At 68.2% G+C, this 23759-nt stretch carries 17 protein-coding genes; 6 read left to right on the plus strand and 11 right to left on the minus strand.

Going from position 1 to position 23759, the window contains the following annotated elements; all coding sequences use genetic code 11:
* Positions 1-82: 82 nt before the first annotated feature.
* On the minus strand, positions 83-1261 hold the full coding sequence (locus tag ACH438_RS20740) for a glycosyltransferase family 4 protein (RefSeq protein WP_397007528.1): 1179 nt from the start codon (positions 1259-1261) through the stop codon (positions 83-85).
* Between the two features lie 183 nt (positions 1262-1444).
* Between ACH438_RS20740 and ACH438_RS20745 the strand changes: the two genes are divergently transcribed.
* Positions 1445-2350 carry a methyltransferase domain-containing protein gene (locus tag ACH438_RS20745; RefSeq protein WP_397007530.1) on the plus strand — a complete coding sequence of 302 codons (906 nt, stop codon included), beginning with the start codon at positions 1445-1447 and terminating at the stop codon, positions 2348-2350.
* Here ACH438_RS20745 and ACH438_RS20750 read toward each other — a convergent pair.
* Together ACH438_RS20750 and ACH438_RS20755 are read right to left on the minus strand one after the other, a co-directional pair.
* On the minus strand, positions 2294-2596 hold the full coding sequence (locus tag ACH438_RS20750; RefSeq protein WP_397007532.1) for a hypothetical protein: 303 nt from the start codon (positions 2594-2596) through the stop codon (positions 2294-2296). The two genes, ACH438_RS20745 and ACH438_RS20750, sit on opposite strands and share 57 nt — an antisense overlap.
* 201 nt (positions 2597-2797) lie before the next feature.
* Positions 2798-3001 (minus strand): hypothetical protein, encoded by a 204-nt coding sequence (locus ACH438_RS20755; protein WP_397007534.1) that lies wholly within the window; start codon positions 2999-3001, stop codon positions 2798-2800.
* 239 nt (positions 3002-3240) lie between these two features.
* Here ACH438_RS20755 and ACH438_RS20760 point away from each other — a divergent pair, with 239 nt between their 5' ends.
* A complete protein-coding gene (locus ACH438_RS20760; protein ID WP_397007536.1) occupies positions 3241-4674 on the plus strand; it encodes an aldehyde dehydrogenase in 1434 nt (477 codons plus the stop codon).
* Here ACH438_RS20760 and ACH438_RS20765 read toward each other — a convergent pair.
* From ACH438_RS20765 to ACH438_RS20780, 4 genes are all read right to left on the minus strand, one after another.
* Positions 4648-5403: a methyltransferase family protein gene (locus ACH438_RS20765; protein ID WP_397007538.1), complete on the minus strand. Its 756-nt coding sequence runs from the start codon at positions 5401-5403 to the stop codon at positions 4648-4650. The two genes, ACH438_RS20760 and ACH438_RS20765, sit on opposite strands and share 27 nt — an antisense overlap.
* Positions 5404-5607: 204 nt before the next feature.
* On the minus strand, positions 5608-7434 hold the full coding sequence (locus ACH438_RS20770; protein WP_397007540.1) for a phosphoenolpyruvate carboxykinase (GTP): 1827 nt from the start codon (positions 7432-7434) through the stop codon (positions 5608-5610).
* Positions 7435-7677: 243 nt separating this feature from the next.
* Entirely contained in the window at positions 7678-9201 is a 1524-nt protein-coding gene (locus ACH438_RS20775) for a hypothetical protein (protein WP_397007542.1), read from the minus strand.
* A gap of 688 nt (positions 9202-9889) precedes the next feature.
* Complete coding sequence (locus ACH438_RS20780) at positions 9890-10558, minus strand: hypothetical protein (protein ID WP_397007544.1); 669 nt, start codon at positions 10556-10558, stop codon at positions 9890-9892.
* A gap of 252 nt (positions 10559-10810) precedes the next feature.
* On the opposite strand from ACH438_RS20780, the gene ACH438_RS20785 reads away from it, so the two are divergent.
* From ACH438_RS20785 to ACH438_RS20800, 4 genes are read left to right on the plus strand one after another with little or no spacing between them, the layout of a single operon-like run.
* Positions 10811-12142, plus strand: coding sequence for a lipase family protein (locus tag ACH438_RS20785; RefSeq protein WP_397007546.1), 1332 nt, complete (start codon positions 10811-10813; stop codon positions 12140-12142).
* A 59-nt stretch (positions 12143-12201) separates the two neighbouring features.
* On the plus strand, positions 12202-13035 hold the full coding sequence (gene trmB / locus ACH438_RS20790) for a tRNA (guanosine(46)-N7)-methyltransferase TrmB (RefSeq protein ID WP_397007548.1): 834 nt from the start codon (positions 12202-12204) through the stop codon (positions 13033-13035).
* On the plus strand, positions 13032-13778 hold the full coding sequence (locus ACH438_RS20795) for an NYN domain-containing protein (protein ID WP_397007550.1): 747 nt from the start codon (positions 13032-13034) through the stop codon (positions 13776-13778). Before trmB ends, ACH438_RS20795 begins: the two co-directional genes overlap by 4 nt.
* Positions 13778-17764: an MMPL family transporter gene (locus tag ACH438_RS20800; protein WP_397007552.1), complete on the plus strand. Its 3987-nt coding sequence runs from the start codon at positions 13778-13780 to the stop codon at positions 17762-17764. The genes ACH438_RS20795 and ACH438_RS20800 overlap by 1 nt, the downstream gene beginning before the upstream one ends.
* A gap of 112 nt (positions 17765-17876) precedes the next feature.
* On the opposite strand, the gene ACH438_RS20805 is transcribed toward ACH438_RS20800, so the two are convergent.
* From ACH438_RS20805 to ACH438_RS20820, 4 genes are all read right to left on the minus strand, one after another.
* The gene (locus ACH438_RS20805; protein ID WP_397007554.1) at positions 17877-20219 is read right to left on the minus strand and encodes a DUF2339 domain-containing protein; all 2343 of its coding nucleotides are present in this window, start codon (positions 20217-20219) and stop codon (positions 17877-17879) included.
* A gap of 96 nt (positions 20220-20315) precedes the next feature.
* Positions 20316-21137 (minus strand): alpha/beta fold hydrolase, encoded by an 822-nt coding sequence (locus tag ACH438_RS20810; protein ID WP_397007556.1) that lies wholly within the window; start codon positions 21135-21137, stop codon positions 20316-20318.
* A gap of 59 nt (positions 21138-21196) precedes the next feature.
* Complete coding sequence (locus ACH438_RS20815) at positions 21197-21823, minus strand: DUF1707 domain-containing protein (RefSeq protein ID WP_397008204.1); 627 nt, start codon at positions 21821-21823, stop codon at positions 21197-21199.
* A 112-nt stretch (positions 21824-21935) separates the two neighbouring features.
* A complete protein-coding gene (locus tag ACH438_RS20820) occupies positions 21936-23513 on the minus strand; it encodes a hypothetical protein (protein ID WP_397007558.1) in 1578 nt (525 codons plus the stop codon).
* Positions 23514-23759 lie beyond the last annotated feature (246 nt).

The raw sequence follows: 23759 nt of genomic DNA on the forward strand, positions 1-23759 counted from the left end.
CCTTCGAGACTACGCACGGTAGTAGAGATTCGTCGGTGTTGAGCCGAAATTGCCTCAGTACAACCGGGATTCGCGGCCGAAGTCAGCCCTGCACGGCAGGTGCGAGCGCGACCAGCCCGGAGACGCGCTCCCCGCGTGCCACCGCGGACAGCACCTCGTATACGCCGTTACCCGTTTGCTCCCAGGAGAATTCGCGTGCTCGCGCCCGCGCCTTCTCACCGAGCACGGTGCGAGCCTCGTGATTGCCGAGCAGATCGCCGGCGGCCGCGGTCAATTGCGTGACATCGTCGACGAGAACCCCCGTGACGCCGTCCACGATGGAATCGGTGAGCCCGCGCGAACTCCGGTAGCCGATGGTGGGCACGCCGTGCTGCGCCGCCTCGATGACCGCCAGCCCCCAGCCTTCTTTTCGCGAGGGCAGGACGTGCACCCACGCGCGAGACAGCAGTTCGTGCTTACGGTCCTCGCCCACATGGCCGTGGAAGGTGACGGCGTCGGCAATCCCCAGCTCGTGCGCGTGCGTGCGCAGGTTGTCGGCCCACCAGCCGTCGCCGATGACATCGAGGTGCAGGCCGGGGATGCGGGGGCGCAGTCCCGCGACGGCGGCCATCGCGTCCTCGATCTGCTTGTGCGGCACCAGCCGGGACAGGACCACCATGCTCGGGTGCGCGGTGCGCGTGGTGTCGTCGCCGGCGGTCAGATGTGCGGGGACGGGTTCGGCGCCATTGCGCACCACCGCGATTCGGGTTCCGGTCACGCCGAGCCCGGTGAGTTCCTCGGCGGACGGCAGGGAGACGGTCAGGTATTGGTTGCGTCGATGCAGGCGCGGTGACAGCCGGGATTCGATCCACCAGCCGATCCGGCCGACCAGTCTGCCTGCCACCGGCCACTGTTCCCGATGCCCGTGATGCACCAGCACCACGGTCGGCGCGGCCGTAGCCAGGCGCGCGAAGAAGGGAATGCCGTTCTGGGTATCGATGACCGCATCCGGCCGCACCCCGCGCAGCGGCCCGACCCCCATCCGCCCCAATGCCATGGCCGCCAGCGCCCGCGGATACACGGTGAACCGGCCGCCCCCGCGACTGATCTCGATCCCGTCGATCCGCTCCCGCCGCGCGGCCCCCGCATACCCGGCGGTCCGCAGGTGCACCTTCACCCCGCGCGCCGCCAGCTGCGCCCCCACCTGCTCGAGATATCGCTCGCTGCCGCCGCCCTGCGGATGCCCGGTGTCGCGCCAGCACAGCAGCAGCACTTCACGCACGGGCGGATCTCCAGGTCATCGATTCACGGACGGACAGACAATGGGCTCCACCATATAGCCCGGACCCGATCTTCCGCCGGAGAGTGGTCACCCGACCTGCAACAGGTCGCTCCGGTGCGGGTGCCGGGTGCGAGGCGTCGGGCGGGGAGATCGCGCCGTGGTTGTTGTGCCAGACTTGCCGCCATGCTTCGAGCCGAGCACACCGGATTGCGTCGTGCGGTACGCCGCCCGCGTTTCGCCCGCCGGGCGACATTGCGCCGGTCGTTACGGTTGCTCGGCAGCTTCCGGTTCGAGCAGACGGATCCGGCCGTGTTCTACGGCGGGTTGGCGGCGGATACGGCCGAGCTGGTGGGCGACTTCTATCGGGATCTGACCGGGCGGTCGCTGCGCGGGACCATCGTGCTGGATGTGGGTGGCGGGCCCGGCTACTTCGCCGACGAGTTCGGGCGGTCGGGGGCGCGGTATCTGCCGGTCGAACCGGATCCGTCGGAGATGCATGCGGCGGGGCTGCGGGTGGCCGGGGCGGTGCGCGGGTCCGGGATGGCGCTGCCGTTCCGGGACGACGCGGTCGAGGTGTGCATCTCCTCGAATGTGGCCGAGCATGTGCCGCAGCCGTGGGTGATGGCCGGCGAGATGTTGCGCGTGACGAAACCGGGCGGGCTCATGGTGTTCTCGTACACCGTCTGGCACGGCCCGTTCGGCGGCCACGAGACCGGCCCGTGGCATTACCTCGGCGGCGAGTACGCGGCCCGGCGGTACCGCCGCAAGCACGGCCGCGAGCCGAAGAACCGTTTCGGCAGTTCACTTTTCGAGGTGACGGCCGCCGACGGCATGCGCTGGGCGCGCACGCGTCCGGCGAATGTGGATGTGCTCGCGGTCTTTCCGCGTTACCACCCGCGCTGGGCGTGGTGGCTGGTGCACGTTCCGGTGCTGCGCGAGTTCCTGGTCAGCAACCTGGTCGTCGTCGCCACCAAACGGGCGGCGTCGGACGCCTCGGCTACCGCCGCGAATACGACTGCGGAGGAAGCGAAGTCAGCGTTCCAGGCGGCCGCGCCGCCAGAAGCGGCGGACTCCGCTCGAGCAGTCTGATTCGCCCCAGGGTGACTCCTGGGTAGCCAGCCCGACGGTCTCCATGGCTGTCAGTCCGACCTGTCCGGCGAGGGCATTCACGGCAGCAACCGCTTCCGCTGCCTGTAAAGCGGCGGCGGCCTGTTCGGTGGTGAGCGTGCGCCCGGGTAGAAAGGACACCACCCATCCCCCGATGCCGACGCTCTTCGCCTGATGAGGGGTCAGATCACTGGTCATCAACGACCGACCGATCACTTGCACCGCCATGACTCGGACTCCCTGTGCGGTAACGGTTCATGTTTCGAGCGAGCTATCCACGGTAGCTATAAAGCATGCTCGCTACGGGTGCCGAATGCAATAGTGCGTTCAGCGAAAAGCGAACCGACAGGTCGGAATTCGATATTGGCGAGTGCGCAGTGTTTGCTCGAGAATCGCGGAACCGCTTGCGGCGCCACGGATCCCGCGAGTTCAGTCCTCCGGCATGACCAGACGCAGTGCCGGCTGCCCCTTCCGGGCGGTCGGATAGGTGGCCTCGGCGACCTCGACCTTCCAGCCCGGCGGCAGTACTCGCGCCAATTGACTCGCAGCCCGCTGCATCGGCGTACTGATCGGCACGGAGTCCAGCTCGGTCAACTCCGGGAGAAGCAAATCGTCGATGTGCACATTGGTCATTCGCGAGATCTACCTTTCAAAGCTAATTGATAGCAATCGACCAGATCGGTGGAGAAAGGTGCGCTACGCAGAGCATAAGCCACTATCGGGCAAACCGAAATCAGACGCCCGATTCGGGGCGGGTGTTTCATCCGAAATTTACGAACCGGGAAGTCGAATTCCGCGAAATGTCCCGCTCAGCGAGACGGCTGTACGGCATGCTCCGGACAGCGGGAGGGGCAAAACTGTAACGTGTTCTCATGGAGTACCCGAGTCTGTTCATCGGCGGCCGCTGGGCCGCCCCCGCCGGCACCGACACCCTCCCCGTCGTCTCCCCCGCAACCCTCGAAACCGTCGGTAGCGTGCCCGTTGTCACCAAGGCCGACGTGGACGCCGCGGTCGCCGCCGCCCGGCAGGCCTTCGACCACGGCCCCTGGCCGGCGACCCCGCCGGAGGAGCGCGCCGAACTCCTCGCCCGCGCCTCCCAGCTGCTCGATCAGAAAGCCGGCGAACTCGCGGCCGCGCTCTCCGCGGAAATGGGCGCGCCCGCCGGGACCGCGACCACCCTCAACTACTTTCCGGCAAAGGCCACGCTCGACTTCTATGCCGGACTCGGAAAAGCCTTCCCGTGGACCGAAACTCGGACCGGAATGTTCGGCACCTCGCGAGTTTCCCGCGAACCGGTCGGTGTGGTCGCCGCGGTAATCGCCTGGAATGTCCCGCTGTTCCTCGCCATCAACAAACTCGCACCCGCATTGCTGGCCGGTTGCACCGTCGTACTCAAGCCCGCGCCGCTGACTCCGCTCGCTGCGAATATCGTCGCCGACCTCTTCGCCGAAGCCGGTCTGCCCGAAGGCGTGCTCTCGGTGCTGCCCGCCGAGGCCGAGGCCTCCGAATACCTCGTCTCGCACCCCGGCGTCGACAAGGTCACCTTCACCGGCAGCACCGCCGTCGGCCGCAAGATCGCCGCCATCGCCGGCAGCCAGCTGAAACGCTGCTCCCTCGAACTGGGCGGGAAGTCCGCGGCGATCCTGTTGCCGGACATGGACATCGCCGACATCCCGAAACTCGCCTTCAGCGGCCTCATGAACAGCGGCCAGGCCTGCGTGGCCCAAACCCGCATCCTCGCCCCGCGCAGCCGCTACGACGAAATCCTCGGCGCCCTCACCGAATCCGTGCACGCCATGCCCCTCGGCCTGCCCAGCGACCCGGCCGCACAACTCGGGCCGCTCATCTCCGAGAAGCAGCGCGAACGCGTCGAGGGATACATCGCCAAGGGCAAGGCCGAAGGCGGGCGCCTGCTCACCGGCGGCGGCCGGCCCAGCGACCTGCCCGGCTGGTACGTCGAACCCACCGTCTTCGCCGACGTCACCAACACCATGACCATCGCCCGCGAGGAGATCTTCGGACCCGTCCTGTCCGTCCTCCCCTACGACACCGAGGACGAGGCCATCGGCATCGCCAACGACAGCGACTACGGGCTCGCCGGCTCCGTCTGGACCACCGATATCGAACACGGCGCCGCCATCGCCGCCAAGGTCCGCACCGGCACCTACGCCATCAACTGGTACGCCTTCGACCCCTGCGCGCCCTTCGGCGGCTACAAGACCTCCGGCATCGGCCGCGAGAACGGGCCCGAAGGGCTGGACGCCTACTGCGAGCAGAAATCACTCCTCATGCCCATGGGCAGCTGACACGAAAACAGCTGCCGCGCAGCTCCGGAGAGCTACGCGGCAGCTGGAACCGGACCGTTCACGCGGCTGCGGCAGCGCGACGAACCGGCCCGCACGGGCACGCGGCGGCGGGGAAGCTAGCTCGCGTGCGCGCGGCGGCGCGAAGGGCACCAGCGCGGGCACCTGATGGCGGTAATCCTCGTAGTTCGAGCCGAAGGTGCCGACCAGCATCCGGTCCTCCACCCGCACCCGGCGCAACAGCCACCCGAGCACGAACGCGAACACCACGAACGACGAACCGCCGGTCATCACCACGGCGCCGCCGACGATCGCCAGAATCCCCGTGTAAATAGGATGCCGCACAACCTGATACGGCCCGCCCGTCCGTAATTCGTGCTCCTGCTGGATCATCGGCCGCCCCGCCCACATGGCCCCGAGCGCGAGCCGCGCCCACACCATGAGCGCCGCCCCCGCGATCACCAGCAGCGACCCGATCGCCACCAGCGCCCGCACATGCCACGTGATCGGATCCCACATCCCGTGCGGCAGCAGATGCAGCGCCACGATGATCACGACGATCCCCACGATCATCCAAGGCTCGGGCAACAGCGTCCCGAAGAAATGCCGGACCTTCCCCCCGACACTGTCCCGCTTGACCGCGGCGAACCACGCCGCGGTCACCAGCCACACAATCCCGACCAGCTCCGTGCTCCACCCGGCCAGCCGCACCAAGAGATCCACAGCGTTCATACCTAGAGCCTCCGCCGAACCCCGCCCGCCGACCACCACCCCCGGACCACAACCCCTCCACCCCTGGGTGGATTACCTGTGGACGCAGAACGGCCCGCCAGCACCATGCAGGTGCGGGCGGGCCGTTGGCTTTTCACGGGGTGCGGGGTTTATCCCGCGAACCCTTCACCAGGAACGTGGGGGCGTAACCCTCACCACCGGGTTTCAGCCGAGGCGCTGCTTCAGGGCCTCGAACTCGTCGCGGACGCTCGTGGGGAGCTTGTCGCCGATGAACTCGAACCACTCTTCGATCAGCGGGATCTCGCGCTTCCACTCCTCGACGTTCACCGCGAGCGCCTCATCGACGTCGGCGAGCGCGACATCCAGGCCCTCCAGGTCGAGGTGAGCGGCGGTCGGGACGTGACCCACCGGGGTGGACACGGCCTCGGCGCGACCCTCGATGCGGTTGACGACCCACTCCAGCACGCGGGAGTTCTCACCGAATCCGGGCCACAGGAAGCGGCCGTCGGCGCCGCGGCGGAACCAGTTGACGTAGAAGATCTTCGGCAGCTTCTCGGCGTTCGCGGACTTGCCGATGTTCGCCCAGTGGCCCAGGTAGTCGCCCACGTGGTAGCCGATGAACGGCAGCATGGCCATCGGGTCGCGGCGCACGGTGCCGACCTTGCCCTCGGCGGCGGCGGTCTGCTCGGAGGCCATGGTCGCGCCCATGAACACGCCGTGCTGCCAGTCGAAGGACTCGGTCACCAGCGGGACGGTGGTCTTGCGGCGGGCGCCGAACAGGATGGCCGAGATCGGCACGCCCTGCGGGTCGTCCCATTCGGGAGCCAGGATGGGGCACTGCGACATCGGCGTGCAGTAGCGCGAGTTCGGGTGCGCGGCAAGCGTTTCCGACTCCCGCTCGAACCAGTCGTTGCCCTTCCAGTCGATGAGGTGATCGGGGGTGCCTTCCAGGCCCTCCCACCACACATCGTTGTCGTCGGTCAGGGCGACGTTGGTGTAGACGGTGTTGCCGGCCTCCATGGTGGCCATGGCGTTCGGGTTCGAGCTGTGGTTGGTGCCGGGCGCGACACCGAAGAAGCCGAACTCCGGGTTGACCGCGTACAGGCGGCCGTCCTCGCCGAAACGCATCCACGCGATGTCGTCGCCGAGGGTCTCGGCGCGCCAGCCCGGAACGGTCGGCTGGATCATGGCGAGGTTGGTCTTACCGCAGGCGGACGGGAACGCGGCCGCGATGTAGTAGGCCTTGTTCTCCGGCGAGATCAGCTTGAGGATGAGCATGTGCTCGGCCAGCCAGCCCTCGTCGTGCGCCATGGCGGAGGCGATGCGCAGCGAGTAGCACTTCTTGCCCAGCAGCGCGTTGCCGCCGTAACCCGAACCGTAGGACCAGATTTCGCGGTCCTCGGGGAAGTGGGTGATGTACTTGGTGTCGTTGCACGGCCACGGCACGTCGGCCTGGCCCTCGGCCAGCGGCGCGCCCAGCGAGTGCAGCGCCTTCACGAACGGCTTGTCGGTGCCGAGCTTCTCGTAGACGGCGGCGCCCATGCGGGTCATCACGCGCATCGAAGCGACCACGTACTCGGAGTCGGTGAGCTCGACGCCCAGCTTGGGGTCGGCCGCGCCGAGCGGGCCCATGCAGAAGGGCACCACGAACATGGTGCGGCCCTTCATGGAGCCGCGGTACAGGTCGGTCATGGTGGCGCGCATCTCGACGGGGTCGACCCAGTTGTTGGTCGGGCCGGCGTCGGCCTCGGTGCGCGAGCAGATGTAGGTGCGCGATTCGACGCGGGCGACGTCGGAGGGGTCGGAGAGTGCGAGGAACGAGTTCGGCTTCTTCTGCTCGTTCAGCTTCTTGAAGGTGCCGGCAGCGACCAGCTGGGTGGTGATGCGGTCCCATTCCTCGTCGGAACCATCCGCCCAGACCACGCGGTCGGGCTGGGTGAGTTCTGCGACCTCCTGCACCCAGGCAAGCAGTTCCTTGTGCTCGGTGGGCGCGGTGCCATCGTGAAGACCAGGAATGGTCGCTGAGGTCATGAAAACTCTCCTGAGATGGGCGGACTCCGTGCCCACCGAGTCCGGCAGGGACTCCGCGACACCGAGTGCCACCATTGTGTGGCAAGGCCCCCGTCCGTCTTTGCCGGTAGCCCGTCCCGGCTGGACGCGCGTACAAGGACGAAGCGGACGCCCAGGTTCCTGCCATAGAGGTTAACGCCAGATATCCCGGCGTATGGAATCGGGTTGTCCACTCGGTACCGGGTCGAAACCTCGGACCAGCGGCTATACAAATTCGAGTGCGGCGAGGTCACGTTCACATGCCGTGCGCAGAGCGGGCCGGAGCTGGGCCGCCTGCCGCAGCTGCGCCTCCAATTCCCCTACCCGACGGTCTGTTTCGATGCGGTGCGCGGTGGTCGCGGCGAGCACCGCATCGGTGAGGCGCTCCTCTGCCTCGACCAAGGCGGTCGCAACCCGTTGTTCCACTTGCGCCTTCACGTTGACCAGGGCATCTGCCACCCACTGTTGTAAATGAGCGCGCTCAGCAAGTTGCCCGCGAGCCCGCACCACCCACCCCGCCGCCGCGGCACCGAGAAGAAGACTGACCGGCACCACCGCGTAATCCACCGCCTGGACCAGCGCCAACGGCGCCACCACCAACCGGCCCAAACCGAACCCCGCCGACGCCCCGAAAGCCAGCATCAAGTGGTCTTCCACACCGCCACAACGCGGTTCGGGCCCCGGACCGACCCGCGGCCACGCCGGCAACCGGCCCAATTCACGCGAATCACGCTCCGGAACAAGACATTTCGCTTGATTCACGGCATCGATCTCCACCCTGCCGATCACCTCCCCCAGCTGGCCCGCGACGTCAACCAGCCGCGCCCGCATCACGCGATCCATCTCATATGTGACTTTGTCCACACCACGCTGCAAACGACCCGGAAAATCCACGTACTCGGCCTTCGGCACCCGCTCGATATCGGCGCGCATCCCCGAATTCAACGCCCGCATCCGCACCCCCACCTCGTGCAGCAGATCCAGCCGCGCCAGATGCAGCCGATTCCGCAGCATCGCCATCGCCGGCCCCCGGCCACCGTCGTTCACCGCCAGCAGCGCAGCCCGTTCCTCCCGCAGCGCAGCCACATCCCCGCCATTCCGCAACGCCGCCAACTGCCGCTCGATCCGCTCCCGCGTATCGGCAAGCATCCGCCCCCGCACGATCACCTCCTGATCGCCCACCGCCCCCGCACCCACCGCCGCCACCAACCGCGCATGCAACAGGGCCACCCCTGACCGATCCAGCAGCGCCGCATCACCCTTCACCCGCGCCACCGCCGCCATCCGCGCCGACACCGCCACAATCTCCACCCCCGCACCCACCTCCCCCGCCAACAACTCCGAATCCCGCTCCCGCACCTCCCGCCATTCCTCATGCACATGAATCCCCTCCAACGCGAACACGATCCGCGTCCCATCCCCCCGAAGCCTCCGCACCACCCCCAACACCTCATTCCCGACCAACGCCCCCGCATCCAGCACCACCAAAGCCACCGGAACCGGCCCGGCCGCCGACCCGCCGCCGGGCACCCCGTCATCGGAAATGCACGACTCGATCCCGGGCCGAAGACGACCCGACTCGACCGCCGACGCCCCTGCCTGCTCCTTCGCGCCCGATCCCGCACCACGGAATGACTCGATCTCAGGCGTCTCATACCCGGCGACGCACAACTCGACGCGAGGCAGAAACCGTGCCAGCTCCGCCCGCAACATGACCGCCGGCATCTCCATCCCGCCGACCAGCGTCACCGCTGTGCTGCCACCCTCACCCCGCGCGGACACGGCTCGCCACAGCGCCAGGCCATGCGGATTCCAACGCGCCACAACACCTTCCGCCCTCGCTGATATCCCGGCGGCGGCCGGTGCAGGGACCGCGGCGGCATCCGGCTCGGCACCGGACCTCTCGGGCGCGGCCTCGCCCCGTGTCGACTCTGAGCGATGGACCTCGCAATCCACATCGGACGATGAAGGGTCCGCGGCCGCAACAGGACCGGCGTCGAACGGGCGGGAGGACGGCGTTGTCATCGATATGTCCGGCGCGGATACAGCTATCGAGTCCGGCGCCGCGGAGGTCGACACCGTCTGCGGCGAGGACGCTGTCTCTCTGGCGCGGGGTGCTGTCATTCCCGCACCGATGCCGGACTCCGTCGGTCGGGACGGCGCAACCGGATGCGGCGGGCTGGTGATGTTGCCCGGCGGCGGCAGCGCGAGACTGGAATTCGCTGCCGAACAGTGCAATGCGGTGTCGTCGGTGGACGCCTGCACGCGGAAGGCAGGTCCGGAGAGCGCCGGGCCGGTGGGCGGGGGCAGGTGGAGGGACTCCGGCACGGGCGCGGCGGGCCGGGACGGGGGCTGCGGATCAGCGGGGCGGGGTTCGGGCATCAACACCGCTGATTCGTTCCCGGTGGTGGGTGTGGCTTGGCCGGTGTCGAATCGGTCAGGGGTTGAGGCGGGTGGCGGCTTGTTCGTAGCGGTGGTGGAGGTCGGTGTGGAGGGGGTCTATGCCGCTGGCGGAGTGGAGGAGTTGGAGGAGGGTTACGGCGGGGAGGGTGGGGTCTCGGTGGAGGGCGGTGAGGGCGCAGGAGATTCCGTAGAGGGGCCAGCGGGACAGGAGGGACTCGCGGGCGGCGGTGTCGGTGGCGATTGAAGGGGAGGTGAAGAGGTCGGGGGCGAGGGTGAAGGCGGGGTCGGGGTGGTCGCGGTGGCGGTGCAGGGTGTGCAGGTCGGCTTCGGTGAGGGTGCCGGAGCGGGTGCGGGCGGCGAGGGTGGCGATCACCGGGTGCACGGTGAGTTGGAGTGCGGCGCTGTGGGTTTCGGCGGACTCGGCGGCGTCGGCCCAGCGGATACCGATGGAATCGGCCTTGTTGAGGACGACAAGGGTGCGATCCGGCGGCAAGGTCGCCAGGATGCGGCGGTCCGCGGCATTCGAGTCACCGGGCAGGACATAGATATAGAGGTCGGCGTCGAGCACGGGATCCGGCCGGCCGGGCCGGTCGACGGCGCTGGTCTCCTCCGCCGAAATCAATGACAGCGCATGTCGGACGGTGGTTTTGCCGGCGCGGGCGCGGCCGGTGACCTGGATGCGCGGAGCGGGACCGGCCGGCACGCAGGCAGCGTAGCCAACCCCCGCCGGCCATGCGGAGGAATCTACGAAAGCCTCTCTCACATAGGGAGATCTACTGATGTGAGTGGTGCAGGTCACGGGTATATCTGTGCGACAGCACAATTCGGTGCAACGCCTCTTCACAGATACCTTGCGGGTCCTTTACGGTTTTCATTCGGTCGGCGTATCAGCCGATGCGCGCCGTCGACGGACCCTCCGCGGTCCCGCTCGCCGGGATCGAACGAGGAGGTTGCGATGACCGTCACCGCCGACGTCATCGGTGTATCCGATACGCCCACGGGCAGGCCGATGCCGCCCAGCCGGGATCCGTTCTACCGGGCGCCCGCCGGATTCGCCCGGCACGCGCCGGGCACGATACTGCGCACCCGCCCGGTCGAGATCGCACTGCTCGGCATCGTCCCGCAGCAGGTCACGGCCTGGCAGTTGCTGTATCGCAGCACCGATCTGCACGGCAGCCCCGAGGTCGCGGTCACCACTGTGCTGCTGCCGAGCGGCGCCCGTCCCGATCCGCAGCGTCCGCTGCTGGCCTTCCAGACCGCCATGGACGCGGTCACCGATCGCTGCGCGCCCTCGTACGCCCTGCGGCTGGGCGCGCTCTCGCCCGGTTCGATCACGCAGCTGGAATGGATGCTGGTCGCGAACGCGCTGCGCCGCGGCTGGGCGGTGACCATCGCGGATCATGAAGGCCCGCACGGCAATTTCGGCGCGGCCCGGGAGCCGGGTTATCGCACGCTCGACGGTGTCCGTGCCGCACAGCGTTTCGCGCCGCTGGGCCTACGCCCGGACACCAAGGTCGCGGTGTGGGGCTATTCCGGTGGCGGCATGGCCAGTTCGTGGGCGGTGGAGATGGCGCCGCGGTACGCGCCGGAGCTGAATATCGTGGGCGCGGTACTGGGTGCGCCGGTGGGTGATCCGCGACAGGTGTTCCTGAGTTTGAACGGCGGCCTGTTCGCCGGTTTCCCGGCGATCGTCATCGCGGCGCTGCAGCGGGTGTATCCGGCGCTGGCCGAGGTGGTGCGAAAGGATTTCACGCCGGAGGGCCGCAGGGTGCTGGAGCGGGCCGAGGGCCTGGGCCCGATCGCGGTGTTGCCGCTGCTGGTGGGCCGCCGAATGGACACCTATCTGCATCGCCCGCTGGTGGAGATTCTGCCGGAGCTGGAGGACATGTTCGACGACCTGCGCCTGGGCAATTCGGCGCCGGCCTGTCCGGTGCTGGTGGTGCAGCCGGTGCACGATCAGGTCATCGACGCGTCGGGGATCGACGGTCAGGTGGCGCGGTACCGGGAGCGCGGGGCGGCGGTCTGGTACGTACGCGATCGTTTGAGTGAGCATTTCTCGCTGCTGCCGCTGGCGACTCCGATGAGCCTGGATTGGCTGGCCGATCGGCTCGCCGGCAGAAGTCTCACAGAACCCACAACCAAGACCGTCTGGTCGGTCGCGCTCTCGCCGGCGCACTGGCGGAGCATGGTGGAAATGGCAACTACCGCAATGCGAGTCGCGCTGGGCCGCCCCCTCGGACCGGAGCCGGAGCAGGCCGCCGCGGAGGTGTCGGGCCTGGCAGCCTGATTGCGGGCGGCCGCCTCATCCCCTGGTCGATTGCTGCGCTAATCATCCAATACTGGACAATGGACGCCGTGAACGACGCCGCGAACCATACTGCCGAGCCAGGTCCCGGGCCGCGGTCCGACGACTACATCGGTGACGCCGATCACCCGGACGAGACCGGCGGGGAGCCGGGCCGCTTCGGCGGGCACCGGCTCTACCCACGCGTCACCAGCTTCCGCGCGCGCCGCGGCGCGGTGCCGCCGGCGCGGCAGGAGTCCTGGGATCGGATGTGGCCGCACATCGGCCGGGACGTCTCCGACGAAAAGCTGGACGCCGACGCCTGGTTCGGGCGGTCGGCGCCGCTGATCATCGAGATCGGCTGCGGCACCGGCACGGCCACGGCCGCCATGGCGCAGCTGGAGCCGCAGTTCAATCTGATCGGCATCGAGGTCTACAAGCCGGGTCTGGCGCAGCTGGTGCAGCGCGTGGAACGCGAGCAGATCGACAACATCCGGGTGCTGCGCGGCGATGCCGTGGATGTGCTCGAACACATGATTGCTCCCGAGTCGCTGACGGGGGTTCGGGTGTTCTTTCCGGATCCGTGGCCGAAGGCCCGGCACCACAAACGACGGCTGCTGCAGCCGGCCACCCTCACCCTTATCGCGAATCGCCTGATTCCCGGCGGCGTGTTGCATGTCGCGACGGATCATGCAGACTACGCGGAGTGGATCGCGGCGGTCGGTGCGGGAGAACCGCAGCTCATCGGCATGAACGAAGCCACGGGCGGGAATCCGGACGACTACCGGACCAAGGCACCGATCGGTTTCGAACGTCCGATTACCAAGTTCGAAAGCAAAGGACTCCGCGCGGGTAGCGCCATCACGGAGTTCATCTGGGGGAAGATCGAATCATGAGCGTCAGTGAAATGGCCCCCGAGGTCTCGGAAGTTGCCGACATAATGCACGGCACTCCCTCGGCAGAGCTGACCAGCACGCCTGGCGCGGGCGGCGTCAATACCGATGTGCGCCGCGTCCTCTTGGTCTGGGATGCACCGAACCTCGATATGGGTCTCGGCGCCATCCTCGGCGGCCGGCCCACCGCGGCCTACCGTCCCCGCTTCGACGCCCTCGGCCGCTGGCTGCTGGCCCGCACCGCGGAACTGTCCGTGGGCAGCCGCACCCGCGTCGAACCCGAAGCGACCGTCTTCACCAATATCGCCCCCGGCACCGCGGATGTCGTGCGACCCTGGGTCGAAGCGCTGCGCAATGTCGGCTACGCGGTCTTCGCCAAACCCAAGATCGACGAGGACTCGGACGTCGACAGCGACATGCTCGGGCACATCGAGCTACGCCGACGCGGCGCGGGGCTGGCCGGCATCATGGTCGCCTCCGCCGATGGGCAGGCATTCCGCGCGCCCCTCGAGGAGATCGCCGCCACCGGTGTCCCCGTTCAGGTGCTCGGTTTTCGCGAGCACGCGAGTTGGGCCGTCACGTCGGATATTCTCGAGTTCATCGACCTCGAGGACATCCCGGGCGTGTTCCGTGAACCGCTGCCCCGGGTCAGCCTCGACTCGCTGCCCGACGAGGGAGCATGGCTGCAGCCCTTCCGGCCGCTGTCCGCACTGCTCACCTCCCGCCCCGCTCAAGGAGTCGCTTAGTGTTCACCCGCTGGGGCGACCTGGTCTTCAAGCTCCGCTATGCCGTACTCGGAATAGTGGTGGCTGCACTGCTCTCGCTCGGCGCGTTCGGGCTCGGGCTGAACGACCATCTCAGCTCCAGCGGATGGTTCGCTCCCGACTCGCAGTCGTCCCAGGCTTCGGTGATCCTGGACAACGTCTACGGGCGCGACCACAACAGTGACGTGCTGCTGTACTACACCGCGCCCGATGGCGAGACCATCGACAGCCCGGATGTGGTGCAGGCGGTCACGAATCAGCTGAACAACCTGCCCAAGCAGTACCCGGAGATCACCAAGATCAACGGCGCGTACTGGAAAACCGATACCGGACAGTACATTCCGAGTGTCGCGGGCAGCGCGGACAAGAAGCACGCCTTCGCGGCCCTCGCCATCAAGGGCGACAACGACACCGATCAGGCCCGGAACTTCCGCGCGGTCAAGAACGTCTTCGGGCTGCCCGGCACCGGCATCAAGGTCGAGGTCGCCGGTCTGCAGCCGGTCGCCGGCGCGCTCAACGACACCATGACCGACGACCAGAAGCGGATGGAGATCATCGCCATCCCGGTGGTCGCGGTCCTGCTGTTCTTCATCTTCGGCGGCATCGTCGCGGCGGCGCTGCCGCTGATCATCGGTGGACTCACCGTGATCGGCGCCAACGGCATCGTCATGGGGATCACCAAGTTCACCGAGGTGAATTCGTTCGTCGGCCCGGTGGTTTCGATGATCGGCCTCGGGTTGGCCATCGACTACGGCCTTTTCATAGTCAGCCGGTTCCGCGAGGAGATCGCGGAAGGCTACGACACGCGTGCGGCGGTCCGGCGCTCGGTGATGACCGCGGGACGCACCGTGGTGTTCTCGGCGACCATGATCATCGCGGCCAGCGCCGGCATGCTGCTGTTCCCGCAGGGCTTCCTCAAATCGGTCGCCTACGGCACCATGGCGACGGTCCTGCTCGCCGCCTTGTCGGCGCTCACCATCCTGCCCGCCATGCTCGCCATCCTGGGCCGGCGCGTGGACGCGCTGGGGCTCAAGTGGTTCCGCAAGACCAAGACCGCCGAGGAAGTCGAGCACGGCCTCTGGGGCCGCACCACCGCGTGGGTGATGAAGCACCCGCTGAAGGTGGCGATCCCGCTCACCATCGGCCTGCTGCTGCTCATCATCCCGGTCAAGAACCTGGAATTCGGCGGCATCAGCGAAACGTATCTGCCACCCGACAATCCGACTCGCCTGGCGCAGCAGCACTTCGACGAGACCTTCCCGCTGCGCAAGACGAATCCGGTGCAGTTGGTGATCATCACCAACAACACCAAGGAAATCGGGCCGATCCTGAATCAGGCCAACAACGATCCGAAGATCGCGCCACTGCTCGCCAAGGGCGGGCAGTTCGGGATCCCGTCCAAGCCGCCGAACAACTCCAACGTGTGGAAATCGGAGGCGACCCCGGTCAGCGACTCGGCCGCCGACGAGGCCGTCACACTGTTGCGTGAGATGAAGGTGCCCTCGGACGCCCAGGTCATGGTGACCGGTCAGGGTGCGCTGCAGAAGGATTCGATCGACGCGCTCATCGACAAGATGCCGCTGATGATCGGGCTCGTGGTGCTGGTGACCACCATCCTGATGTTCCTCACCTTCGGATCACTGGTGCTGCCGATCAAGGCGGCATTGATGAGCGCGCTGGGATTGGGATCCACGCTCGGCATCCTGACCTGGATCTTCGTCGACGGTCACGGCTCCGGACTACTGAATTTCACGCCACAGCCGATCATGTCGCCGGTACTGGTACTGATCATCTCGGTGGTCTACGGCCTGTCCATCGACTACGAGGTGTTCCTGCTATCCCGCATGGTGGAGGCGCGCGCCCAAGGCGCGAGCACCACCGAGGCGGTGCGCGCGGGCACCGCGCAGACGGGCCGCATCATTACCGCGGCCGCATTGATCCTGCTGGTCGTGACGGGCGCGTTCGCGTTCTCCGACATGGTGATGATGAAGTACATCGCCTACGGCATGGTGTCGGCGCTGTTCATCGACGCCACCGTGCTGCGCATGCTGCTGGTGCCGGCCATCATGAAGCTGCTCGGCGACGACTGCTGGTGGGCGCCCAAGTGGATGAAGCGGATCCAGCAGAAGATCGGCCTCGGCGAACCCATCCTGGACGACGAACGCCCCGGCGGCGGCGAAGTGGTCGACCTGGTCAAGACCACCCCCATCACCGACCCGGTCACCATGCAGATCCCCGCCCTCCCGGACGGCACCACCACCAAGCCCTCCCGCAAACCGCGCCCCGCCCGCATGGTGGAGTCCCCGATGGAGGCCCCCACCGAGCGCATCGTCGACGCGACCCCGGCGGAACCCACCCCGCCAGCAGGACCGGGTGCCCCGTCAGGGCCCACCTCTCCGGCAGCACCGACCACCTCGTCAGGGCGCACCCCTCCAGCAGGGTCGGCCACCTCGTCGGGGCCCACCCCTCCGGCAGGGTCGGCCACCCCTTCGGCGGCCAATCCCCCTGCGCCCGAGCCCAGCCCGCTCGCCGGCCTGGTCTCCCCGCCGCGCCCCGGCCACGGCATCACGCCCTCTACTTCGACCGGCCCTACCTTCGGCAAGTCCGCGCCCGCCGCGGACCCCGCCGACGGCAGCGGCAACCAACGGTCCGACGCCACTCCCGGCAAGTCCGGAAGCCCATCGACTTCCGGCCCGGCCACCCAGTTCGGCTCACCCGCAAGCCAATCCAGCTACTCCGCAACCGGTGGTCCGCTGGACTCTGCCGGTGACGACGTCGCAGGCGGCACCCCCGGCCCGGCCACCGGTCGGCCGGGCGATGGTCCGCTCGGCTCGCCTGCCGGTCCGACAGTGGAATTCGGTCCCACCGGCTCGTCCAGCGGGTCCGGCTTCACGACCGTGTCCCGGCTGGGTACGGGCGGCAGTGCGGACTCGGCGCCGGATATCTCCTTCCGGCCGAACCCGCCCGTCTCAGGTGGTGCGGCCGGCGGGATCGGGTCGGCGCATCGTCCGATCGGTGACTTCGGTTCGCCCGCGGCCACATCCGGCGTGTTCGGTCTGAAGCCTCCCGTTTCGCGCGGCTCGACCGAAGGCAGCGCGCGGCCCGAGACAGGGTCTTCCGCACCGGCTTCGGGCGGGGTCAAGCCCTCGGTGCGCGGCGCCATGCCACCTGTCGGTGAATCTGCCGCGAAGTTCGGTGGGGCACAGGGCGGTTCCGATCGTCCGGCCTCGGACGAGGACGCAGTGCGCGGGCGGGATGGTTCGTTCGCGCAGCGGGCCGGCTCGACTTCGCAGGGCGGCGGTGTTCCTTCGGTGTCACAGCCGGGCGAGGTCCCTGCCCCGCGACCGGGCGAGGTCACTCCATCGCGACTCGGAGACGTCAGCGCATCACGGCCAAGTGAGGTCACCGCATCGCGGCTCGGAGACGTCAGCGCATCACGGCCAAGTGACGTCACCGCATCGTGGCTGGGCGACGTCACCCCATCACGGCCGAGCGATGTCAGCGCATCACGGCCGAGCGAGGCTGCCGCGCAGGCGGATTCGCAGGCTGGTCCGGTGGGGGCCGATCGGGTGCTGCCGCCTTCGAATATGAAGGTGCCGCCGCATCCGGCGACTCGGGCTCAGCTGTACCAGCCGCATCCGCCCGAAGGGCAGCAGGCCGCGCCGGCACGACCGGCCGAGCAGCAGGACGCGCAGCGGGCGCCGGAACGGCAGCGGCCGCCGGAGCAGCCGCGACCGGCCGCGGCAGAGCCGTCGCTGGAGTCGGCCGCCACCGTCGAGCAGCCTGCTCAGCCTGAGGGCGAGCAGGATTCGAAGGGCGGGCGCAGCAATATCGAACAGTGGATGTCGGATCTGCGTTCCTCGCGCCGCCGGCCGCCGGTCAAGGATGACGACGAGGGCAAGCACCGAGGGGGCGAAGGCCGCCAGGTGAGTGTGAACGAACTCCTCCGGCGACAGAAGCGCGACTGATCAGCGAAAGGTGAACGCCCGGCCGGATTTCCGGCCGGGCGTTCACCTTTCTCATCGACTTTCCCTCAGCGGGAGGCCCTTCCTAGCAGCGATCTCGTGCCACCGTCCGGGCTCAGTGGGTGGGCGCGCTCCGCTCAGCCGTCTCGGCGAAGACCCGGGCGTAGCGGGTGCCGACCACCAGCAGCAGGACACCCACCACCAGGAAGGCCGCCGCCCGCACCAGTCCGTCGAGGGTGGCGAGGTCGAAGAGGAACAGCTTCGCCAGCGCGGCGGCTGTCAGTAGCAGCCCAGCGGCGAGCGCCACCTTCGCCGATTGCGGTGTGCGAGTGAGCCTGCGTAGGCCGAAGAGCAATGAGGTGGTCGCGGCCGCCATCCACGCCATGGTGGCAATGCCGTGCCCGGCGAGGAACCCGTCCCGGCCACCGGCCGCCACGCCGAGCGATACGGTCAGCGCCGTCATGGCGTACAGGCCGAAGAGTCCGGCGATCACCACGACAGTCGTGGCCTCGCCCTCCCGCTCCATGAGCCCGAGCCGACGCGCGACCCACACCGCGAGCGCGACCACACCCAGCCCGGCAACGGCAGCGAGAGCAGTCGAAATGCCCAGGTGCGCAGCAGCAGACCCTTCATCGGCGAGAGTCGCCGGGGCGGCATCGACTGCGAAGGCCAGCGCACCGATCGCCGCGAATACCCCTCCGATACCCGCCGCCATCCGCGACCGCTGCTGCCCGCCGACCGCCAGGAATCCCATCGCCACCAGGAACAATGCGATCGGCAACGTCTGCACCCGGGTGGCCGCGACGCACGCCTCCAGGAGCGCGCACGCTCCGGCGACAGCGGTCACCACCGCGAGATGCGCGGGAATACGCGCCCGTGCACCGACTTTCGGCAACCACGGCACAACCGCGATCCCCAGCAGCACCGCCGCGAACACGGCATTGATCATCACCGCCGGCCCCCGCTCGAACATGACCGATGCGGCGAGCAGCGGAACGGTTGCCGCGCCGCAGACCACGCTCCCGACCACATCGCCCGCCCGCTGTCGCCCCACCAGCACCGCACCCGAGAGCCCCACCGCCGCAATGACAATCGCGGCAGTCAGCACCTCATACCGGTGCCCGCCCGACGCCGCCAGCGCCGTGCCCGCCACCGCGCCCAGCGTCGCGAGCACCGCCGGAACCGTCCGCACCACATGCAGGTACGGCCAGTCCCGCCCCAATTGCACAGGCAGCGCCGCGATCTGCAGCACGATCAGGAACCCGAGCAGCACCACATCGGTGGTCACCACCGGAGCGAGCATCGCCGCCCCCGACAGCACGAGCACCGCCAGCGCCTGCGACCGCCACTGCAACGCCAGCGCCACCCCACCCGCGGCGATCCCCAACGCGACCCCATACCCCACCGCCGGCGGCAGCCACCCATAAATCGTGGTCACCGCAACGACATCCAGATATCCCCCAGCGATACCCGTAGCCGCCAGCGCAATGGCCCCCACCTGTCCCCCGACCCGCCCGTGCACCCGAGCCCCGACCGCCACCAGCCCAGCCGAGAACAAGGCCCCCGCAACAACTCTCGGCACCGCCCCGAACAACCCCGCCTGCGCCGCCAGCACCAGCAACATCACCACCCCGATGAGCGTGACCCCCACCCCGGCCACCGCCAGCACCCGGCTGATCACCCCTTCCCGCTGCCACCACGGCACCCGCGGCGCCCGCCCCGGCATCCGCCGCTGCACCGGCAACGGCGGCATACCCACATACCCGGGACTTCCAGCGTTCATCCACCCTGTCCGCACATCCCCCGCACCCGGAACCCCATACGCCACACCAGGAGTCGGCCGGGACTGCCCCGGCGGCTGTGCACCCGCAGCCGACTGCGCCGCTCCTCCACCGGATTGCACGGCTCCCGCAGCAGGCCACGCAGTCTGCCCCACTCGAGGAACGGGCGACGAATAACCGGCGGCGGGCGGCGCAATAGGCGCGCCCACTCCAGCAATCGCCCCTGAAGGTAGTGCGGCGGGCGGAACCGCGGCGGTGACGGGCGGAACCGCGGCAGTGGCTGCCGCCTCCGCTTCCCCTCCGAGCGGAGCCGACTTCACCCCCGCCGCAGGCATTCCCGGCGACGGCGGCTGCGTACCCGCGGCGTACTGCGCCGCTGCTCCGCCGGACTGCACGGCTCCCGTGCCAGGCCATATGGGCTGCCCGGCAGGAGGAGCGGGCGAGACCGCGGCGGTGGCGGCCGATTCCGACATGCCGCCGCCCGCCGTCGGGTTGGCGACGGCGGACGGTGTGGCCGGGATTTGTGGCGGGATGGCCGCGGGCTGCGGGGTCTGGGTTGCGATGACCTGGCAGCGGAGTACTTCGAGGTCGCGGCCGAGGGTGCCCATCTGCTCGCTGAGCGAGCCGAATTCTTTCGACAGTCTGGCGATCAGCCGAGGATCGATGGCGAGATTCATACCCGCCATCCTTCGGCGGGGGCTGCCGTCGGTCTTGAGTAGAAACACTCGCGGGGGCGGCGATTCCTACCCGAGTCGGGCGGGGTGAAGCCCCGGTCAGGGCTTTGGGGAGGCGTTTGCGCGGGCGATGGTGGCGCGGATGGCGGTGGTGATGGGGGCGGGGGCCTCGAGCATGGGGATGTGGCCGGTGTCGGGGAGGGGGTGGATTTCGATGAGGGGGGTGGGGGTGAGGGGGGCGTAGATGTGGGGTGGGAGGACTCGGTCGTGGCCGGGGAGGAGGATCGTTGTGGGGACGTCGAGGGTCGACAGGTCGAAACCTGTTGGGAGGAAAGGGTCTTCGGCCAGGTCGTCGGTGACGGTGCAGTAGCTGACGGCGGCGGCCATGGCCTTGGCCAGCTGGTTGGGGACCGCGGCGGGGCGGTGGGCGAGCAGCGGGAGGAGGAGGCTGCGCAGCATGCCGGGCACGGCGGGGGTGCGGTCGGCGCCGAGTCCGAGGAGGGGGCCGAAGGTGCGGAACTTGCGGAGCAGTGCGCCCGCCGAGTCGGGGGTGCGCCAGAGGCCGGCGGGGGCGATGGCGGTGACCGATCGGGCACGACCGCGGGCCGCGAGTTCGAAGGCCACCCAGCCGCCGATCGAGTTACCCGCGATATGGGCGGTGGGCCAATCGGATTCGTCGAGGAGCCGCTCACAGTGGTCGACGAGGCTGGTGAAGACGGCGGGCCGCTGCGCGGGTTCGGGTCCGCCCCGGTGGCCGGGGAAGGTGGGCGCGAGAATGCTGTAGTCGGCGGCCAGGTCGTCGAGGACCGGAATCCAGGATTCCCAGGTCAGCAGGGCGCCGTGCAGCAACAGGAGGGGTTCGCCGCGGCCGGTGCGGAAGAGGGATTCCGGAATCGTGTCTGCCGCGCCGTCAACCGCCATGCCGTGACGATACCGGCTGAAACCGATTGACGCCGGTGCCGTTTCACTTCCCGGTACGGTCACGCACCGTTGAGGAAGCGCCGCCAATGCGTACCGAACGGATGCTTCGCGGTGACCGAACTGAACCGGAGATTCCCGACCAGCACCAGGTGCAGGGGTCCGATGGGCGGACCGGTGCGGACCTTGTTGTCGATGCTGGAACCGATCAGGTCCAGGCCGTTCATATCGACGGTGGCCTCCGCGGGCACGATCAGTTCGATGTGACTGAACTTGTCCTCCACCCGCAACTCGACCACCTGCGTCGACATGATGGCCTGGGTGAAGTCCAACTCCACATGCGCCATCCGATTGTCGAGATACAGCGTCGGCGGCACCTGCCAACTGCCCTTACGAGTGATGCTCGACATCCGCGCGCGAATGAGATTGCCGGGACCGGACTGCTGCACCGGCATCCGCTGCGCATGCACGTACCGCGGGGGCGGCGGCGCAGGCTGCCCGGCAAGCCGGATACCGGGCAGATCGACCAGGACCGAATTCAGTTCCCCGCGCGTCTTGGACGCCAAAGCGGTGTCCATACGTTCGGTGAATTCGCCCAGCGACAACATGCCGAGCCCCACAGCGCGCTGCAGCAGCCGGCCGACGTGTTCGCGTTCCACATCCGATACCCGCAGATCGCGGTCGCCGATCACGGCAGGCGCACCGGTCTCGACCGCGGGAATGGCTTCAGATCCTCCCATACATCGAGGCTAACCAGCCGATCCGCCCGCGCACATCAGGGCAATCCCTGATCCACCGTTCCTAATCGGTGAGCGATAGGTCATATCGCTCGATTGTGGCCCGAACGGTCGTGGCCACGGGTGTGCGGTGCTTGCTGCCGAACCGGTTCAGCTCCCCGTGGGGGCTGAGGGTGGAGCAGGGCTTCCCACACGCCACACGGTCTCGTTTCGATGTTGTCGCCAGGCTCGAGGGTTGGCCCATCACACTCCGCTGTGCGTGACGGGGACCATTCGAATGACGCGACAGCCTCAATCCGAGTCCGCGTCGACCGATCGCGACAGCCGCCCCGTGATGGACGGTGACTACGCGATCGGAAGTCTTCATTCGCTCCTGCAAGGGTTGACGCCAGTGTTTCCCGCCCGCTTTGCTGGTGTAGGCCGGATCGACCGCGACCACAGCGATGCCGCGCTGTGTAGCCATGCCGCGCAACCGTTCCCGGAACTTCGCGGTGGGGATTCCGGCGACTACTCGCCGGAATCGTTTGCCGCGCCGACCCCGTCCCATGGTTTCCCGGCCGGTGGCTCGGGCATCGCCGAAGTTGAGGTTCTCGATCACGATCGCCGTACAGCCGCCGTGTTCAGCCATGTCGAGCAGTGCCGTGATCGCGGCCTGTACCCGGCCGTCACGTCGCGCCGCCGGCAGCCCTCGGGCCGCGATCTCGATCGTGCCCGGCCCACCGACAGGATTGCCGCAGGGATCGACGATGCTGGTGGCGAGGTGGCCGTCGTTCAGATCCACCCCCAGCACCCGACCGGCACGGATCGCGGTGAGCGGAATCTGCACTGGGGGTTCGACAACCCACGAGGCGTCCAGGTACCAGCGTCTCCGCGCCGGGTCGTAGGAGATGTCATACCGGACAGCCCGATTGGTGTGGACGCGGTCGTTCCATTGTCGGCCGCGATGATGAAAGACGACCGGCTCGGCGATGGTGAGATGGGTGCCGAACCGATCAGCAAGCGCGGCCGGCACTTTGATCCGCAACTGCCCGGTACCCGGTAGGACACGGATGGTTTCGTTGCCGCCAGCTTTGCCGGTTTCACCGTCCGCGGTCAGGAACATGCGCGCCGCATCCCATTGCTGCCGCCACTGCGGTTCGGTGAGGCCGGCTACATTCAGGTGGTTACGGTTGCGCCATAACCGCTTACCGCCTACCGCGATCGAAGGGCACGCCGCCGCCAACCGGTCGCGCACCCATTCGGCGCGATCTCGCAACGCTGCCAGACGACGAGTCTTCTGAAATCGTTCGGCTTTATTGCGGTAGCCGACGATTTTGCCGTTACGTTCACCTGGTGCCAGGGCACACCGCGCCGAGACCACCGCGACCGCGTCGTCAAGGCTGCGCGCATGCGCGTCTAGCGCACGCAACCCCAACTGGTACTGGTCCTCCACCGAGCGGGTGATCGTCCCTGCCCACCGTGACGAGGTGTCTGCGGTCAGCGCACGTTTGCGCTCTGCGCGATACTCGGAGAACCCCTTACGGTCCAGCTTTCCCTCCGCAATTCTCCCAGCCAGTTCACGGCGATACAGTCGGCCGTTGAACTCGCCGATCTCGGTCAACACGGCGGATTCCTCGGGTGCGAGATGCAGACGAGTCCGCACCCGCACCCCTGTGGGAGCGGCAACAACAAATGATGACCGGCGCCGGGGCCTATCCATGACCCTCGCACACCGCACCGACAAAAACCGATGTTAGCCAAGATCACCTAGCGCACAGACTGTTCCCCAACGAACCAGTCACATGCTGTCCCGACGATCCTTATCTCTTCCGCGGCCTGTCGAAATCCGCCGAGACACAACGCCAGGCCATTCCCGATAGCACACGCCCACTGGCACAAGGCATTCCAG

The sequence above is a fragment of the Nocardia sp. NPDC020380 genome (assembly GCF_044386975.1).
Classification (GTDB): domain Bacteria; phylum Actinomycetota; class Actinomycetes; order Mycobacteriales; family Mycobacteriaceae; genus Nocardia.